General features: G+C 45.2%; 17 protein-coding genes, 1 tRNA gene, 1 other RNA gene and 1 other annotated feature. Of the genes, 13 read left to right on the forward strand and 6 right to left on the reverse strand.

All coding sequences use genetic code 11. The features are described 5' to 3' along the window. Positions 1-77 precede the first annotated feature (77 nt). Positions 78-1028, reverse strand: coding sequence for a YaaC family protein (locus AC2CGA_RS18755; protein ID WP_015388795.1), 951 nt, complete (start codon positions 1026-1028; stop codon positions 78-80). Between the two features lie 120 nt (positions 1029-1148). On the opposite strand from AC2CGA_RS18755, the gene guaB reads away from it, so the two are divergent. The 5 genes from guaB (at position 1149) to serS (ending at position 7390) form a co-directional block, all read left to right on the forward strand. Beyond that, complete coding sequence (gene guaB / locus AC2CGA_RS18760) at positions 1149-2615, forward strand: IMP dehydrogenase (protein ID WP_003150717.1); 1467 nt, start codon at positions 1149-1151, stop codon at positions 2613-2615. A gap of 152 nt (positions 2616-2767) precedes the next feature. Next, positions 2768-4099 carry a D-alanyl-D-alanine carboxypeptidase gene (gene dacA / locus AC2CGA_RS18765; RefSeq protein ID WP_003150715.1) on the forward strand — a complete coding sequence of 444 codons (1332 nt, stop codon included), beginning with the start codon at positions 2768-2770 and terminating at the stop codon, positions 4097-4099. A 197-nt stretch (positions 4100-4296) separates the two neighbouring features. Next, positions 4297-5181 (forward strand): pyridoxal 5'-phosphate synthase lyase subunit PdxS, encoded by an 885-nt coding sequence (gene pdxS, locus AC2CGA_RS18770; RefSeq protein ID WP_139885695.1) that lies wholly within the window; start codon positions 4297-4299, stop codon positions 5179-5181. A 21-nt stretch (positions 5182-5202) separates the two neighbouring features. Then, on the forward strand, positions 5203-5793 hold the full coding sequence (pdxT, locus tag AC2CGA_RS18775) for a pyridoxal 5'-phosphate synthase glutaminase subunit PdxT (protein ID WP_003150711.1): 591 nt from the start codon (positions 5203-5205) through the stop codon (positions 5791-5793). Between the two features lie 52 nt (positions 5794-5845). Then, positions 5846-6058, forward strand: a binding site (T-box leader). Between the two features lie 54 nt (positions 6059-6112). Then, positions 6113-7390 carry a serine--tRNA ligase gene (gene serS / locus AC2CGA_RS18780; protein WP_139885696.1) on the forward strand — a complete coding sequence of 426 codons (1278 nt, stop codon included), beginning with the start codon at positions 6113-6115 and terminating at the stop codon, positions 7388-7390. A gap of 11 nt (positions 7391-7401) precedes the next feature. On the opposite strand, the gene AC2CGA_RS18785 is transcribed toward serS, so the two are convergent. Then, positions 7402-8547, reverse strand: a complete 1146-nt coding sequence (locus tag AC2CGA_RS18785; RefSeq protein WP_139885697.1) for a glycerate kinase — start codon at positions 8545-8547, stop codon at positions 7402-7404. A 217-nt stretch (positions 8548-8764) separates the two neighbouring features. Here AC2CGA_RS18785 and AC2CGA_RS18790 point away from each other — a divergent pair. Continuing rightward, positions 8765-8857 (forward strand) — tRNA-Ser (locus AC2CGA_RS18790). Between the two features lie 130 nt (positions 8858-8987). Here AC2CGA_RS18790 and dck read toward each other — a convergent pair. From dck to AC2CGA_RS18810, 4 genes are all read right to left on the reverse strand, one after another. Continuing rightward, positions 8988-9641: a deoxyadenosine/deoxycytidine kinase gene (gene dck, locus AC2CGA_RS18795; protein ID WP_015388792.1), complete on the reverse strand. Its 654-nt coding sequence runs from the start codon at positions 9639-9641 to the stop codon at positions 8988-8990. Further along, positions 9638-10261: a deoxynucleoside kinase gene (locus AC2CGA_RS18800; protein ID WP_032858523.1), complete on the reverse strand. Its 624-nt coding sequence runs from the start codon at positions 10259-10261 to the stop codon at positions 9638-9640. The genes dck and AC2CGA_RS18800 overlap by 4 nt, the downstream gene beginning before the upstream one ends. Positions 10262-10356: 95 nt before the next feature. Then, entirely contained in the window at positions 10357-11640 is a 1284-nt protein-coding gene (locus AC2CGA_RS18805; protein WP_032865795.1) for a glycoside hydrolase family 18 protein, read from the reverse strand. 71 nt (positions 11641-11711) lie between these two features. Next, positions 11712-12263 carry a cysteine hydrolase family protein gene (locus tag AC2CGA_RS18810; protein WP_024084788.1) on the reverse strand — a complete coding sequence of 184 codons (552 nt, stop codon included), beginning with the start codon at positions 12261-12263 and terminating at the stop codon, positions 11712-11714. An 82-nt stretch (positions 12264-12345) separates the two neighbouring features. Between AC2CGA_RS18810 and tadA the strand changes: the two genes are divergently transcribed. The 7 genes from tadA (at position 12346) to AC2CGA_RS18845 (ending at position 16526) form a co-directional block, all read left to right on the forward strand. After that, on the forward strand, positions 12346-12828 hold the full coding sequence (gene tadA / locus AC2CGA_RS18815; RefSeq protein WP_003150702.1) for a tRNA adenosine(34) deaminase TadA: 483 nt from the start codon (positions 12346-12348) through the stop codon (positions 12826-12828). Positions 12829-12912: 84 nt separating this feature from the next. Continuing rightward, positions 12913-13177: signal recognition particle sRNA large type (gene ffs / locus AC2CGA_RS18820), an RNA gene on the forward strand. A 131-nt stretch (positions 13178-13308) separates the two neighbouring features. Then, entirely contained in the window at positions 13309-15000 is a 1692-nt protein-coding gene (dnaX, locus tag AC2CGA_RS18825; RefSeq protein WP_003150701.1) for a DNA polymerase III subunit gamma/tau, read from the forward strand. 24 nt (positions 15001-15024) lie between these two features. Further along, positions 15025-15348: a YbaB/EbfC family nucleoid-associated protein gene (locus AC2CGA_RS18830; protein ID WP_003150700.1), complete on the forward strand. Its 324-nt coding sequence runs from the start codon at positions 15025-15027 to the stop codon at positions 15346-15348. Between the two features lie 14 nt (positions 15349-15362). Then, a complete protein-coding gene (recR, locus tag AC2CGA_RS18835) occupies positions 15363-15959 on the forward strand; it encodes a recombination protein RecR (RefSeq protein WP_003150697.1) in 597 nt (198 codons plus the stop codon). 18 nt (positions 15960-15977) lie between these two features. Further along, positions 15978-16202 carry a YaaL family protein gene (locus AC2CGA_RS18840; protein WP_007408755.1) on the forward strand — a complete coding sequence of 75 codons (225 nt, stop codon included), beginning with the start codon at positions 15978-15980 and terminating at the stop codon, positions 16200-16202. Positions 16203-16262: 60 nt separating this feature from the next. Further along, positions 16263-16526 (forward strand): pro-sigmaK processing inhibitor BofA family protein, encoded by a 264-nt coding sequence (locus tag AC2CGA_RS18845; RefSeq protein ID WP_003150686.1) that lies wholly within the window; start codon positions 16263-16265, stop codon positions 16524-16526. Positions 16527-16758: the final 232 nt, after the last annotated feature.

A 16758-nucleotide genomic window follows, 5' to 3' on the forward strand; every position in this document is an offset into this window, starting at 1 on the left:
GTTTCCCCCTGTGAGAGTAGGACGCCGCCAAGCTATCATTACGGTAAAGGCAGCTCATCATGAGCTGCCTTTTTTGTTTACAAGTATTGCTTCAGGAATTTAGAAACGTAATACGGAAATTTGCGTTCCGTGACCTCTAAGAACCGTCGGATCATCACATAATCATCACTGACATGCTGTGTCAGCAGTTCATACCACCACTCCGTTTCATATCTCGCAATCATCCCGATATTGTAGAGAACCAAATAATGAATAATCATTTCCGGAAGATGCAGGAAGTGATCACGCTGAGAGGGAATGTAATATTGATTTTTCTCCAAGTGAAACAATAAATTTGGAGAAGACCAAGGTTCTCTGTCTATCGGGTCAGCCTCAAAAACCAAGTGGTTATGGTCTTTCCTCAGAAAAGACCACTTCAAATGATGGCTGATATATTCAGCAAAGCGGGAATCAGACATATTGTAATGAATCACCGCATGCTCAGGCACTGAAATAAGGTCATCGTTCAGCTCTACTTGGGTCAGCCAATTCTTTTTCTCTTGGAAGTAAAAGACAGTATGCAATTCAGGTATGGCTGTCAGCAATTTCTTCATTGTGTACCGTTCTTCCTCAAGACCAGCTATCCCGAATAAGTGCTTCATTACATGAATACATAAGCCATTGCGCTGCACCTTCACTTCATCATCCCTAAAGGAGTAATTTTGCTTTTTGCGTTTCCGGGCAGTCACGCCATGCGCGAGTACTGAAGCGTGGCTTGGATAGCTTGGATCTGTGGTCAGAAGGCAGGCTTTCAGCAATTGTGACATCCCGTAAAACAACAGAATAGGCTTAATTTCTAAAGGAGAAAGAGATGCCTGCTTATAAAAGGACTCGGCGTGTTTGATAAAGAATATGAAGCGCTCACTGTTCTTAAACGCATATCGTTTTGGTTCTTCCATGCCGCTTTCTGTATAGACTTTGTTTAGAAATTTCTGGGAAGATTCTACGGAATAAAATAATGATAACTCTTTCCACTCATGATCTCTCATATGTATTTTTAAACCCTTTCCTTTATCTAAATATTTCAACTCTTTTTCGCTTCCTTGACATGCTGTTTTCTAGTTGATAATCTACATATAATATTTTGCCGAAAAGAGGGGGATTTACTAATGTGGGAAAGTAAATTTTCAAAAGAAGGCTTAACGTTCGATGATGTACTGCTCGTACCGGCTCAATCAGACGTACTTCCGCGTGATGTGGATTTATCTGTTGAACTGACAAAAACGTTAAAGCTTAATATTCCTGTCATCAGTGCGGGAATGGATACAGTAACAGAATCAGCAATGGCGATTGCGATGGCCAGACAGGGCGGCTTGGGCATTATCCATAAAAACATGTCCATCGAACAGCAGGCTGAACATGTTGACAAAGTCAAACGTTCTGAACGGGGCGTTATTACAAATCCCTTCTTTTTAACACCTGATCATCAAGTATTCGATGCGGAGCATTTGATGGGGAAATACAGAATTTCCGGTGTTCCGATCGTAGATAATAAAGACGATCAAAAGCTTGTCGGTATCATTACAAACCGTGATCTTCGCTTTATCTCTGATTATTCAATGAAAATCAGTGATGTCATGACAAAAGAAGAGCTGGTTACGGCTCCTGTGGGAACCACATTAGACGAAGCAGAAAAAATCTTACAGAAACATAAAATTGAAAAACTTCCGTTAGTGGATGACCAAAACAAATTAAAAGGTCTTATCACGATCAAAGATATTGAAAAGGTTATCGAATTCCCTAATTCATCTAAAGATGAACACGGACGCCTTATTGTCGGCGCTGCGGTAGGCGTGACAGGCGATACAATGACACGCGTCAGCAAGCTTGTTGAAGCGAATGTCGACGTTATCGTGGTTGATACGGCTCACGGACATTCCAGAGGCGTACTGAACACAGTTGCGAAAATCCGTGAAACATATCCTGAACTGAACATTATCGCAGGAAATGTTGCAACGGCTGAAGCGACAAAAGCTCTGATTGAAGCCGGAGCAAATATTGTCAAAGTGGGAATCGGGCCTGGTTCTATCTGTACGACACGCGTCGTTGCAGGTGTAGGCGTACCGCAGATCACTGCCATTTATGATTGTGCCACTGAAGCGAGAAAACACGGCGCGACAATTATCGCAGACGGCGGTATTAAATTCTCCGGAGATATTACGAAAGCGTTGGCTTCAGGCGGACATGCCGTAATGCTCGGAAGCCTGCTTGCCGGTACTTCAGAAAGCCCGGGAGAGACTGAAATCTATCAGGGCAGAAGATTTAAAGTGTATCGCGGTATGGGTTCTGTCGCTGCCATGGAAAAAGGCAGTAAAGACCGATATTTCCAAGAAGAAAATAAGAAATTCGTCCCTGAAGGTATCGAAGGACGGACTCCGTACAAAGGTCCTGTAGAAGAAACAGTGTATCAGCTTGTCGGCGGTCTTCGTTCAGGTATGGGATATTGCGGTTCAAAAGACTTGCGCGCTTTAAGAGAAGAGGCTCAATTCATCCGTATGACAGGTGCCGGTCTTCGCGAAAGTCATCCGCATGATGTCCAAATTACGAAAGAATCACCAAACTACACAATCTCATAATTGTTACAAATAAAAAACATTTGACAGGGTCGCTGACTCTGTCTATTTTTTTTATATCGAGTGTGATAAAATTTATACTGTTGTGTTTTGAATTTGAATATGTCCTTAACGGCTTAATTATAGATTTAAAATGAATGACGGAGGTCGTAAGATTGAACATCACGAAATGGAAACAGCTGTTGGTGTCATTAGTGGTACTGGCACTGGCCGCAACTTGCTTTGTTCCGATGTCTAAAGCGGAGGCAGCCGGCAATGACCCGATTGATGTCAACGCATCAGCTGCGATAATGATTGAGGCTTCATCGGGAAAAATTTTATACAGTAAAAATGCAGACAAAAGACTGCCGATTGCCAGCATGACAAAAATGATGACTGAATATCTGCTTCTGGAAGCCATTAAAGAAGGAAAAGTGAAATGGGATCAAACGTATACTCCTGATGATTATGTCTATGAAATTTCTCAAGACAACAGTTTATCAAACGTCCCCCTTCGAAAAGACGGCAAATACACGGTTAAAGAACTGTATCAGGCCATGGCGATTTACTCTGCTAACGGAGCCGCGATTGCAGTTGCCGAAATTCTTGCCGGAACTGAAACGAAATTTGTCGCTGAAATGAATGCGAAAGCCAAAGAATTAGGCATGACAAACTATGATTTTAAAAATGCCACAGGGCTTGTGAATGAAGATCTTCACGGCAAACAGCCGCAAGGAGAAGGCGTTAAAGAAGAGAGTGAAGTTTCTGCTAAAGACATGGCGCTTCTTGCAGACCGCCTGATCACTGATTATCCGGAAGTTCTCAAAACAACAAGCATCGCTAAAACGAAATTCAGAGCCGGCACTGATGATGAAATGGACATGCCGAACTGGAACTTCATGTTAAAAGGTCTTGTTTCTGAATACCCTGGCGTTGACGGCTTAAAAACGGGTTCTACTGATTCTGCGGGATCTTGTTTTACAAGCACAGCACAGCGGAACGGAATGCGGGTCATCACCGTTGTATTAAACGCAAAAGGCAACCTGCATACCGGACGTTTTGATGAAACGAAAAAAATGCTCGATTACGCATTTAACAGCAATTTCTCAATGAAAGATCTTTACCCTGAAGGCTCTCAAGTAAAAGGGCACAAAACGGTTGACGTTGAAAAAGGGAAAGACAAGCAAGTCGATATTGTTACTGACAAGGCGCTTTCTATTCCTGTGAAAAGCGGGGATGAAAAGAACTATAAAGCCGAAGTGACTATAGATAAAAAAGAAATCACGGCTCCTGTGAAAAAGGGAACGAAAGTCGGAACGCTGACAGTTACATACAAAGGCAGTGACAAAGACTATGGCTTCCTCAAATCCAAAGAGTTCAGCGTGAATCTTGTAACGAAAAATGATGTAGATAAAGCAAACTGGTTTGTTCAGATGATGCGCGGCATCGGCGGATTTTTCTCCGGTATCTGGAACAGCGCCGTTGACACGGTAACAGGCTGGTTTTAAGAAATAAGAAAGAGCTCTGATGAAAGTTAGGGCTCTTTTGCTTAATATACTGAAAAAACCAAATTATTAGTAAAAAAATGATATCTATCTTATTCATCTCGCTGTAAAATAAGAATACCCATATGAAATATTGTATTTCTGGGATACAATAAGAGATAGACATTATCTAACTATACATTGACTAGGGGGACCAAATAATGGCTCAAACAGGTACTGATCGTGTAAAACGCGGCATGGCGGAAATGCAAAAAGGCGGCGTCATCATGGACGTAGTAAATGCTGAACAAGCGAAGATTGCGGAAGAGGCGGGAGCTGTTGCCGTAATGGCGTTAGAACGCGTTCCGGCTGATATTCGCGCTGCCGGCGGTGTTGCCCGCATGGCTGATCCGACAATCGTTGAAGAAGTAATGAATGCTGTATCCATTCCCGTAATGGCAAAAGCGCGTATCGGACATATCGTTGAAGCGCGTGTCCTTGAAGCAATGGGAGTAGATTACATCGATGAAAGTGAAGTTCTGACTCCGGCTGACGAAGAATTTCATTTAAATAAAAATGAATATACAGTCCCGTTCGTATGCGGCTGCCGTGATCTCGGCGAAGCAACGCGCCGTATCGCCGAAGGAGCTTCCATGCTTCGTACAAAAGGCGAACCGGGAACAGGAAACATTGTGGAAGCTGTCCGCCATATGAGAAAAGTAAACGCGCAAGTGCGCAAAGTTGTTGCGATGAGCGATGATGAGCTGATGACTGAAGCTAAAAACCTCGGCGCTCCTTATGAACTGCTTCTTCAGATCAAACGTGACGGCAAACTGCCTGTAGTGAACTTTGCTGCCGGCGGAGTAGCGACGCCTGCTGACGCGGCATTGATGATGCAGCTTGGCGCTGACGGCGTATTTGTTGGCTCTGGCATTTTCAAATCAGACAACCCTGCTAAATTCGCCAAAGCAATTGTTGAAGCAACGACTCATTTTACAGACTACAAACTGATCGCTGAGCTTTCTAAAGAATTAGGCACAGCAATGAAAGGCATCGAAATCTCAAATCTATTGCCGGAACAGCGTATGCAAGAACGCGGCTGGTAAAACCATAGGAGAGCTGGAAGCATGTTAACAATTGGTGTACTTGGACTTCAAGGAGCAGTAAGAGAACATATTCGTTCAATTGAAGCATGTGGTTCAAAAGGTGTCGTCATTAAGCGTCCTGAACAGCTGAATGACATCGACGGCTTAATCCTGCCGGGCGGGGAAAGCACGACGATGCGGCGTTTAATGGATACGTATCATTTTATGGAGCCGCTTCGCGAGTTTGCCGCTCAAGGCAAGCCGATGTTCGGCACATGCGCCGGTCTGATTATCTTAGCCAAAGAGATAGCGGGAACGGATAACGCTCATTTAGGGCTGTTGAACGTTGTTGTCGAGCGTAATTCCTTTGGCCGTCAGGTCGACAGCTTTGAAGCTGATCTGACGATTAAAGGCCTTGATGAGCCGTTTACGGGTGTATTTATTCGCGCACCGCATATTTTAAAAGCCGGAGAAGATGTTGAAGTGCTTTGTGAGCATAACGGACGCATCGTGGCTGCAAAGCAGGGAAATTTCCTCGGCTGCTCGTTCCATCCTGAACTGACGGATGATCACCGGGTGACAGAGCTGTTTGTGAAGATGGCGGAAAAGCATAAGCAGGAAACAGCTGTATAAAACAGTTGAAAACCGCTGATACTTATAGTACATTATAATCACAAATAAAGATCGAAAAGCGTTGACAGGAAGCAGTAGGAAGCCCCTCTTTCAAAGAGAGCCGATGGGTGGTGCGAATCGGTGAAAGATGCTGTCCGAATCCGTCCTTGAGCGAAATGCTGAAAACAAGTAGGCATTTACGGGAAAACCGTTATGTGTTAAAGCGGAAAGCAAGTGTGAGCTTGTTTTCAATCAGGGTGGCAACGCGAGAGCTCTCGTCCCTTTTAGGGGATGAGGGCTCTTTTTTATTTTCGATAAAAACAGATAGGAGTTGTTAGGCATGATTGATACGAAGGTGCTGAGAGCCAATTTTCAAGAGGTAAAAGCGAAGCTCATTCCAAAAGGCGAAGACTTATCTGACTTTGACAAGTTTGAAGAGCTGGATGAAAAGAGAAGAGAGCTTATCGGTAAAGTAGAAGAATTGAAGGGAAAACGCAATGAAGTGTCTCAGCAGGTCGCCGTTTTGAAACGGGAGAAAAAAGACGCTGATCATATTATTAAAGAGATGCGTGAAGTAGGCGAAGAAATTAAGAAGCTTGATGAAGAGCTTCGTACTGTCGAAACGACGCTCGAAACCATCCTTCTGTCTATTCCGAACATCCCGCACGATTCAGTTCCCGTCGGAGAAACGGAAGATGATAACATTGAAATTCGCAAGTGGGGAGAGGTGCCGGCATTTTCATATGAGCCGAAACCGCATTGGGATATTGCAGACCGCTTAAACATTCTTGATTTCGAACGCGCTTCAAAAGTAACAGGCAGCCGGTTTGTGTTTTATAAAGGATTAGGCGCCCGCCTCGAACGCGCGCTCTACAACTTTATGCTGGATCTTCACGTGGATGAATATGATTACACGGAAGTCATTCCTCCTTATATGGTAAACCGTACGAGCATGACAGGTACGGGACAGCTTCCTAAATTTGAAGAGGATGCTTTTAAAATCAGAGAAGAGGATTATTTCTTAATTCCGACGGCGGAAGTGCCGATTACAAATATGCACCGCGATGAAATCTTATCCGGTGAGAACCTGCCGATCAATTATGCCGCGTTCAGCGCCTGCTTCCGTTCAGAAGCGGGATCCGCCGGCCGTGATACACGCGGTTTGATCCGTCAGCATCAGTTCAACAAGGTTGAGCTTGTAAAGTTCGTGAAGCCGGAAGATTCTTATGAGGAGCTTGAAAAACTGACAAATCAAGCTGAGCGGGTGCTTCAGCTGCTTGAACTGCCGTATCGCGTCATGAGCATGTGTACCGGTGATCTCGGCTTTACAGCTGCGAAAAAGTACGATATTGAGGTATGGATTCCAAGCCAAGACACATACCGTGAAATTTCTTCTTGCAGCAACTTTGAGGCCTTCCAGGCAAGACGTGCGAACATTCGTTTCAGACGCGAAGCGAAAGGCAAGCCTGAGCATGTGCATACATTAAACGGTTCAGGTCTTGCAGTCGGCAGAACTGTAGCTGCCATCTTGGAAAACTACCAGCAGGAAGACGGAAGTGTCATCATTCCTAAAGTGCTTCGTCCTTATATGGGAAATAAAGAAGTCATCAAACCATAAAAAGGTGCGCCCTAGAGGCGCGCCTTTTTTGCTGCCCGGTATAGAGCGGCGGCATTCCGGGCTGTACTTTCCAGGTTAAAACGGCCGGATGCTAAGGCGTCTTCAAGACTTACAGCGCCGGGCACGATAGAAAATACAGCTGTTATTCCTGCGCTGTAAACATGCTCGAAATTTTTGCCTAAGGAGCCCGCCAATGCGATAACGGGAATTTCTTGAGCGGCTGCGCGTGCGGCGATCCCGGCGGGGGTTTTGCCGAATATCGTTTGTCCGTCAATCTGGCCCTCTCCGGTAATGATAAGGTCAGCATCTCTTATCTGATCTGAGAAGGAAAGTGTATCTAATACAACGTCAATCCCGCTTTGAAGTTCTGCCTGTAAGAAAGCGATCAGTCCAGCGCCCAGCCCCCCTGCGGCGCCCGCGCCTTTTACGGTATCCGCTTCGATATCGTGCTGACGTCTCAATACGTCAGCGAAATGGTATAAATTGCGATCCAATACAACTTTAGTCTTCTCGGACGCCCCTTTTTGCGGGCCGAAGACATATGACGCGCCGTTTTCACCGGTCAGGGGATTTTCGACATCACATGCGGCACGAAAACGGATATGTTTCAGATCAGGGGAGAGCCCGCTTATATCAATAGAAGCTAGGGTGTGCAGAGCGCCTCCGCCGTCATGTATCTCCTGACCTTCCTCATTTAAGAAACGCACACCGAGCGCGCTCGCCATTCCTGTTCCGCCGTCATTGGTTGCACTCCCGCCAAGCCCGATGATGATCTCAATCGCCCCGCGGGAGGCTGCATCCGCTATCAGTTCACCCGTTCCTCTTGTCGTTGTGTTCAACGGATCTCTGAGATGGCGGGGAACGAGATGGAGTCCCGATGCTTCCGCCATTTCAATGACTGCCGTGCGTCCGTCTCCCAGAAGTCCATATGCGGCGTTTACCGGCGTTCCCAGCGGACCGGTCACAGTTTTTTTGATGATGCTTCCGCCCGTGGCATCCGTCAAAGCCTGAACGGTTCCTTCTCCGCCGTCGGCCGCGGGTATCTTGGTATATTCCGCGTCAGGGAAGACCGCTTTGAATCCTTTTTCTATGCTGTCAGCGGCTTCTTTTGATGTCATGCTTTCTTTGAAAGAATCGGGTGCGATGATGATTTTCATTATGTTCTCCACCTTTATGAGCAGGTTATCTGTTTGAATCTATTCTTGATTTTTACTGTGTTTTCCTGCCTGTATGGCATACTGAGGTTGAATTGGACGCAAGACTTTTGTATGATAGTAAAGCTGACGGAAAAGCTGTTTAAGAAATGAAATAAAAAATATGAAAAAGCGCTTGACTGAAATTTGGGTCATGTGGTATATTATTAAATGTCGATACGGAGGAATACCCAAGTCTGGCTGAAGGGATCGGTCTTGAAAACCGACAGGGGTGTCAAAGCCCGCGGGGGTTCGAATCCCTCTTCCTCCGCCATATTGATTTTAAACCTAATGAAACTCGAGCATATATTGGAGATTGTTTTGTCCGCTGCATCTGATGCAGCGGATTTTTTATATGCAAAAAAAGCGATTTTCTCTGTTCGGGGAAAATCGCTTTGCTATTTTTATTTGTTTCTGTTTTCGTTGATCACGTGACTGATTTTTTCGATCAAAGGTTCCAGTGACTGTTCATCAGCTTCAAGGTCATAATCTTCAATGCGTACTTTCAGTACAGGGCAGGCGTTAAAACCGCTGATCCAGTCTTCGTACCGTGTATACATCTCTTCCCAATAGGAGCGGTTTGTCTGCAGCTCCATCTCGCGGCCCCGCTTTTCAATCCGGCTTATAATGTATTCAAGGTCGCCTTCTAAATAGATCAAAACATCAGGATGCGGGAAATACGGCGTCATGACCATCGCCTCAAATAGGCTTGTGTATGTTGTGTAATCTGTCAGCGACATGGTTCCTTTATCGGCATGCATTTTTGCGAATATGCCTGTATCTTCATAAATCGAACGGTCCTGCACGAATCCGCCGCCTGATTCAAACATGTTTTTTTGCTCTTTGAACCGCTCAGCCAGAAAATAAATTTGCAAATGGAAGCTCCAGCGTTCAAAATCGTGATAAAACTTCTCTAAATAAGGGTTTTCATCCACTTCTTCAAGTGAGGTATGAAACCCGAGCCGTTTTGCTAAAGCTTTGGTCAAAGTCGATTTTCCGACTCCTACCGTTCCTGCTACTGTTATAATGGCGTTGTTTGGAATATGAATGTCTTTCATTTAATATGCTCCTTTACCTGACGGGCAATTCTTTCATAGTCTGTCTTATTCAAAACAAAGTCTTCAGTATCACCGTCAATGGTCAGTACAGATATATCTGGATCTTCTTCCTGAAGCTGTCTGATGGCTGTGTCGTAATCTGCAATGAGATGTTCCAGATATTGATGTTCGATATTTTTCTCAAACGGGCGCCCGCGTTTTTCAATGCGTTGAAGCAATGTCGGCAGGCTTGCCTTTATGTATACAATGATATTGGGCTTCGGCAGGTCGTGAGTGAGCAGATGATAGATCTGCTTATACTTCTCAAGCTTTTGGCCGTGCAATGTACGCTCTGCGAAAATAACATTTTTATAAATATGATAATCGGACAAAACGGGCTGTCCTTGTTTTAAATAATCTCGATCGGTGTCTTCAAGCTGTTTATACCTGTGACATAGAAAAAACATTTCAAGCTGGAAACTCCACTCCTCGATATTGTCATAAAACTTATCGAGATAAGGGTTGTCTTCCACAATCTCATTAATCATAGGAAAACCGAGCTCTTCAGAAAGCATCGTAGCGAGTGTCGTTTTTCCTGCCCCGATAGGACCTTCTACCGCGATAAAAGGGGCTCTGTTCATTGAAAATCCTCCTTAATTCTGCAAACATCCGTCAGCTGCCGGCCTTTATATTGTATCACACTCACAGAAAAGCCCATGAAAAAAGACGCTTCCAATTAACGAAACGTCTCTTTTACAATATGAAATTGATCGCCGAGCAAAAGCCAGTTTTGCGGGAAAGAAAGGCCGAGTTTCCAATAGCTGATTCCTCTTAAATGAAGTTCTTTAATTAAATTGAATTTCGCTTGAATGGATCGTGCGTCTTCAAACCATACTTCATGCCGTCTCTGATTTGCATCCGTGTATCGGAAGAAGGGAGCCTGGGCGGTTTCGTCATATTGAATGTCGACTTTATAGCGTGCTGCCAGAGCGATTGCCTGCTGAGGACTGACGGCTTTCGCTGTCGTTCCCTGTTTGAAAGGCAGTGTCCAATCATAGCCGTACATATTCTGGCCCATGACGATTTTTGAAGAAGGCATTTCCGTCAGCGCGTACTCAATGACATTTCTTACAGGGCCGATAGGTGATACGGCCTGAGCCGGGCCTCCGCTGTACCCCCACTCATATGTCATAATCACGACGAAATCGACGATTTCTCCATGTGCCCTATAGTCATGAGCTTCGTACCATTTGCCGGCCTGAGTCGCGCTCGTTTTCGGAGCAAGCGCCGTTGAAATCTTCCAGCCTTCCCGATGAAAAATCGTTCTCGCTTCACGTAAAAAACGATTGTAGGCTTCCCTGTCCTGTGGACGTAAATATTCGAAATCAAAGTGAATATCGCGAAAGCCGTACTTTTTAGCCGTGGAGACGATTTCCTGAAAGAGTTTTGTTTTCACTGTATTGTCGTTCAAGATGAGCCGCCCGAGTTCATCGCTGAATGCGTCATTTTCAAGGTTGGTGATGATCATCATCAGTGTGGTGTTGTGCCTGTCACTGATGCTTTTTAAATTGGTCAGAGGCGGTTCCTTTAAAGTCCCGTTCCGCTGCACTTGAAAACTGAATGCGCCGAGGTATGTTAAATAAGGAGAGGCCTCCCTTGCCGCCTGCTGAAGATTAGCGCTTACGCTCGTTCCCCGCGGTTCTATATATGCGTTTGATTCGATATCGGGCTTATTCGCCTGCTGCGGAATGTAAAGGCGGGTTCCGACTCTCAATGTGGTGCCGGGCTGAATTCCGTTCACCCTCGCAAGCTCCGCGGCCGATATATGGAAACGGCCGGCGATTGACGCGAGAGTATCACCTTGTTTTACTTCGTAATATTGACCCTCAATCGGGATGACAAGGGTTTGTCCGACAACCAATGTATTGGGATTAGGCAGTTTATTTGCTTCCGCAATGACATTTGCGGCTGTCCGGTAGCGCGCCGCAATAGCGGAAAGCGTGTCGCCCCGTTTCACTATATAGATCTGAATGAAAAACGCCTCCTTTCATATCCGCTATCAAATATATGAAAAAAGGAGGCTGATCATGTTTATTTTTCGGCGGTAATTTGTTTTTCCGTGGTTATTTCTGCGAAGAGAACATTCTCCATCATGGTCAAAGCGAAATCATTGTCTTCGTCGTTATTGGAAGCGGTGCAGTCTTTCGGAATGGCAATGCTGTATTCTCTCATATAAGCGTCGTTGGCCGTGAACAGCACACAAATGTTCCCGGCAATCCCCGTGATGATTAATCGGTTCACTTGTAATTCGGTCAGAAGGGTGTGAAGCGCCGTTTCGTAAAAAGCGGAATGCTTCGGTTTAATGAGAAAATAATCATCCAGCTGAGGCGAAATATCTTTTATAATGGAGGCGCTTCTGTCGTTGCTGCATTCCTCCCTGATGGCATCAATATCAGCCTTCCAGAGCCCGTAATGATCATTAATATAAATAATCGGCCAGTTGCTTTGTTTTGCATGCTTCTTTAATGATAAAATACGGGGGACAATTTGTTTGGTTTTTTCAGCAAGACGTTCGCCCATATCAAATTGAAAATTGTTGATCATATCGACAATCAGAAGGGCTGTGTTGTTAGGTTCAGACAATACCGGCAACTCCTTTCTGCTGGGGTATTCCTATTTTAACCTTTATGAGACATGAAAAAACTTAAGAAGAGAGCTCGTACCGATGAATGATGAATATTATATGAGAGAAGCCATAAAAGAAGCGAAGAAAGCCGAAGAGAAAGGTGAAGTGCCGATCGGAGCAGTTCTTGTTCTGCACGATGAGATCGTGGCGCGGGCGCATAATCTGCGGGAGACTGAACAGAGGTCGCTTGCCCACGCCGAAATGCTGGCGATAGACGAAGCGTGCCGTAAGCTGGGGACATGGAGACTTGAGGATGCCGTTCTCTATGTCACTTTGGAGCCGTGTCCGATGTGCGCGGGAGCCGTCGTGCTTTCGAGAGTCGATAAGGTCGTATTCGGCGCATTTGATCCCAAGGGGGGCTGTACAGGAACGCTGATGAACCTCTTGCAGGAAGAGCGGTTCAACCACCAAGCGGAAGTGGTGAGCGGCGTGCTCGGAGAAGAGTGCGGAGAAATGCTCAGCGCTTTTTTCAGAAAGCTGCGCCGGCAAAAGAAAGACATGAGGAAAAAGTTGTCTGAGTAGTACGGTTGCATTTTCTGCCTGAAGCAGATATACTTATGTGTGCATCATGAATGGTGCGCATATCAAAATTTGATATTTATTTTGCCGTGCTAAGCGGGGAGGTAGCGGTGCCCTGTACCCGCAATCCGCTCTAGCGGGGCCGAATCCCTTCTCGAGGTTCGTTTACTGTAAGGTCTGCCTTAAGTAAGTGGCGTTGACGTCTGGGTCCTGCGCAATGGGAATTCATGAACCATGTCAGGTCCGGAAGGAAGCAGCATTAAGTGAAACCTCTCATGTGCCGCAGGGTTGCCTGGGCTGAGCTAACTGCTTAAGTAACGCTTAGGGTAGCGAATCGACAGAAGGTGCACGGTAAATCAATCATCAAATTTCAGACTCACCTGTTATGCAGGTGAGTTTTTTCGTATATGAAAAACGGGTTTTGGCGTTAAAAGCACGTTCATGTATAATAAACATGATGAATAACAGAGGAGGGCGCATCCTGTGGGTTACCAAGCTTTATATCGAGTATTTAGGCCTCAGCAGTTTGAAGATGTGGTCGGACAGGAACACATTACGAAAACGCTGCAAAATGCCCTTTTGCAAAAGAAATTTTCTCATGCATATCTGTTTTCTGGACCGCGGGGAACGGGAAAAACCAGTGCAGCTAAAATATTTGCGAAAGCAGTCAACTGTGAGCACGCCCCTGTAGAAGAACCGTGCAATGAGTGCGCGGCGTGCAAGGGGATCACAAATGGCTCTATATCAGATGTGATTGAAATAGATGCGGCGTCGAATAACGGCGTAGACGAAATCCGCGACATCCGTGACAAAGTAAAATTTGCCCCGTCGGCCGTTACTTACAAGGTATATATTATAGATGAGGTGCATATGCTCTCTATCGGCGCATTCAATGCGCTTCTGAAAACGCTGGAAGAACCGCCGGCACATTGCATTTTCATATTAGCTACGACTGAGCCTCATAAGATTCCTTTAACCATTATCTCCAGATGTCAGCGTTTTGACTTCAAACGGATTACATCCAAAGCAATTGTCGGACGAATGAAGACAATCGTCGATGCAGAGCAGCTGAAGGTGGAAGAAGGAGCCCTTGATATCATAGCGAGTGCTGCGGACGGAGGAATGAGGGACGCGCTGAGCCTGCTCGATCAAGCTGTATCATTCAGCGGCGAGGAGCTGTCGGTGGATGACGCTTTGCTCATTACCGGAGCCGTTTCTCAGCACTATATTGGAAAACTGGCATCTGCTCTTCACCGCAAACAGGTTTCCGAGGCATTGGAAACACTGAATGAATTGCTCCAGCAGGGGAAAGATGCGGCCAAACTGATTGAAGATATGATTTTCTATTTCAGGGATATGCTCTTGTACCAGGCCGCTCCCGGTTTAGAAGGAGTCCTGGAGAAGGTGAAGGTCGATGAAACGTTTCGGAATCTGAGCGGTGACATACCGGCCCCCGCTTTATATGAGATGATTGATATCCTGAATAAAAGCCATCAGGAAATGAAGTGGACGAACCACCCAAGAATCTTTTTTGAAGTGGCTGTCGTGAAAATATGCCAGACGGCACAGCAATCCGCCGGAGACATCCCTGAGGTCGGCATGCTGATGAATAAGATCCAGCAGCTTGAGCAGGAAGTAGAAAGGCTGAAAACCTCCGGTGTGAAGGTTCAGATGGAAAGCGCTCCGAAAGAAGCTCCGCGTCCTCAAAAAGGCGGAAAAAGTCATTATAAAGCCCCGGTCGGAAGAATTCATGAGATATTGAAGGAAGCCACAAGACCTGATCTTGAACAGCTTAAAAGCAGCTGGGGCAAGCTGCTGGCACACCTGAAACAGCAGAATAAGGTATCTCATGCGGCTCTTTTGAATGACAGTGAACCGGTGGCCGCTGCTCAAAAGGCATTTGTGCTTAAATTTAAATACGAAATCCATTGTAAAATGGTTGCAGAAGATAATAACGGAGTCCGTACGAATCTTGAACAGATTCTCGAATCAATGCTCGGGAAAAGAATGGATTTGATTGGCGTTCCGGAAGCACAATGGGGTAAAATAAGAGAAGAATTTTTAAATGATCACCAGCAGGAAAGTGAAGGATCAAACGAACCGGCTGAAGAAGATCCGCTGATTGCAGAGGCGAAAAAACTTGTCGGAGCGGATTTAATCGAAATAAAAGACTAATAAGATGAAAGAGAGTGATTGAATATGCGTGGCGGAATGGGAAACATGCAAAAAATGATGAAACAAATGCAAAAAATGCAAAAGGATATGGCGAAGGCTCAGGAGGAACTTGCTGAAAAAGTGCTTGAAGGCACAGCGGGCGGCGGTATGGTGACTGTAAAAGTCAACGGCCAAAAAGAAGTTGTAGACGTTGCCATTAAAGAAGAAGTTGTTGATCCGGAAGATATCGAAATGCTTCAGGACCTGGTTCTTGCTGCGACAAACGACGCCCTCAAAAAAGTGGATGACATGACGAATGAGACAATGGGACAATTTACAAAAGGAATGAACATACCGGGTTTATTCTAGGGGGATAAATAAACATGCAGTATCCTGAACCAATATCAAAGCTGATTGACAGCTTTATGAAATTGCCAGGGATCGGACCGAAAACAGCGGTTCGTCTGGCTTTTTTTGTTCTAGGTATGAAAGAAGACACAGTATTGGATTTTGCTAAGGCGCTTGTCAATGCGAAGCGGAATCTGACATATTGCTCGATTTGCGGACATATTACAGATCAGGACCCTTGTTATATATGTGAGGACACAAGAAGGGATAAGTCTGTTATTTGTGTGGTGCAGGACCCTAAGGATGTGATCGCGATGGAGAAAATGAAGGAATATAACGGCCAGTATCATGTTCTTCACGGCGCGATTTCACCAATGGACGGCATCGGTCCGGAGGATATTAAGATTCCGGAGCTGCTGAAACGTCTTCAGGATGATCAAGTGACAGAAGTTATTCTCGCAACCAACCCTAATATTGAAGGGGAAGCAACAGCGATGTATATATCAAGGCTGTTAAAGCCCTCAGGCATCAAGCTCTCCCGTATTGCCCACGGTCTGCCCGTCGGCGGTGATTTGGAATATGCTGATGAGGTCACTCTTTCAAAAGCTCTTGAAGGAAGACGTGAATTGTAAGGGAGGAAAAGGCAAGGCATGGGTTTTCTTCGCAGAAATACATTAAGAAAAGAGTTTGACGAGAAGCTGATAGAACAGCTCTTTAAACAAAAAGAAGAATGGAACAGACAGAAGAGTCTGGTCGAGAAAAGTCTAGAGCCCTCCGCTGAGGTGTTGTTTGAGCTGAAAGTCGCTGAATCTAAGTACTTTTTTTATTTGAAAGAAGCGAAGCAGCGGAATTTGAAAATGAGCAGATGGAAGTAAGAGGTCTATTCTCCGGAATCTTCTCATAAGCTTGTACTAAACAAGCGAGGGGGAAGATTCATGGAGCCTTTTTTCATTATCGGTTTGATTGTCGGTCTGGTTGCTTTGCTTTTTTTATGGGGAGTATCTTCAAAACCGTTAAGGTGGATTGGTGTGACTGCCATTAAGTTTATTGCCGGCGCGATTCTGTTGGTGGGTGTGAACTTGTTCGGGGGCAGTCTGGGTATTCATATCCCTGTTAACCTGATTACAACGGGCATCAGCGGAATTCTTGGGATTCCCGGTATCGCGGCTTTGATAGTCATTAAACGCTTCATCATTTAATTTGTCGATTATTGTTGACATGTTGGATTAAGGGTGGTATTCTAATATACGTCGCTGATGACGAAACGAATTCTTGAAAAAGAAATTTTAAAAAGTTATTGACGATACTGACACTGAGGTGTTATAATAATTAAGTCGCTTCAAGAGCGATGGACAAAGTTCTTTGAAAACTAAACAAGACAAAACGTACCTGTTAATTCAAAGTTTTAAATAAATCGCACAGCGATGTGCG

This window comes from Bacillus sp. SYZHCR11, from assembly GCF_057196865.1.

Bases quoted from the DNA above. Each gene is read 5' to 3' on its own strand.
- AC2CGA_RS18785 (WP_139885697.1), bottom strand. From the start codon at position 8,547: ATGAAAATCATCATCGCACCCGATTCTTTCAAAGAAAGCATGACATCA.
- AC2CGA_RS18845 (WP_003150686.1), top strand. From the start codon at position 16,263: ATGGAGCCTTTTTTCATTATCGGTTTGATTGTCGGTCTGGTTGCTTTG.
- pdxS (WP_139885695.1), top strand. From the start codon at position 4,297: ATGGCTCAAACAGGTACTGATCGTGTAAAACGCGGCATGGCGGAAATG.
- serS (WP_139885696.1), top strand. From the start codon at position 6,113: ATGATTGATACGAAGGTGCTGAGAGCCAATTTTCAAGAGGTAAAAGCG.
- recR (WP_003150697.1), top strand. From the start codon at position 15,363: ATGCAGTATCCTGAACCAATATCAAAGCTGATTGACAGCTTTATGAAA.
- AC2CGA_RS18755 (WP_015388795.1), bottom strand. From the start codon at position 1,028: ATGAGAGATCATGAGTGGAAAGAGTTATCATTATTTTATTCCGTAGAA.
- pdxT (WP_003150711.1), top strand. From the start codon at position 5,203: ATGTTAACAATTGGTGTACTTGGACTTCAAGGAGCAGTAAGAGAACAT.
- AC2CGA_RS18840 (WP_007408755.1), top strand. From the start codon at position 15,978: ATGGGTTTTCTTCGCAGAAATACATTAAGAAAAGAGTTTGACGAGAAG.
- dck (WP_015388792.1), bottom strand. From the start codon at position 9,641: ATGAAAGACATTCATATTCCAAACAACGCCATTATAACAGTAGCAGGA.
- AC2CGA_RS18830 (WP_003150700.1), top strand. From the start codon at position 15,025: ATGCGTGGCGGAATGGGAAACATGCAAAAAATGATGAAACAAATGCAA.
- guaB (WP_003150717.1), top strand. From the start codon at position 1,149: ATGTGGGAAAGTAAATTTTCAAAAGAAGGCTTAACGTTCGATGATGTA.
- AC2CGA_RS18800 (WP_032858523.1), bottom strand. From the start codon at position 10,261: ATGAACAGAGCCCCTTTTATCGCGGTAGAAGGTCCTATCGGGGCAGGA.
- tadA (WP_003150702.1), top strand. From the start codon at position 12,346: ATGAATGATGAATATTATATGAGAGAAGCCATAAAAGAAGCGAAGAAA.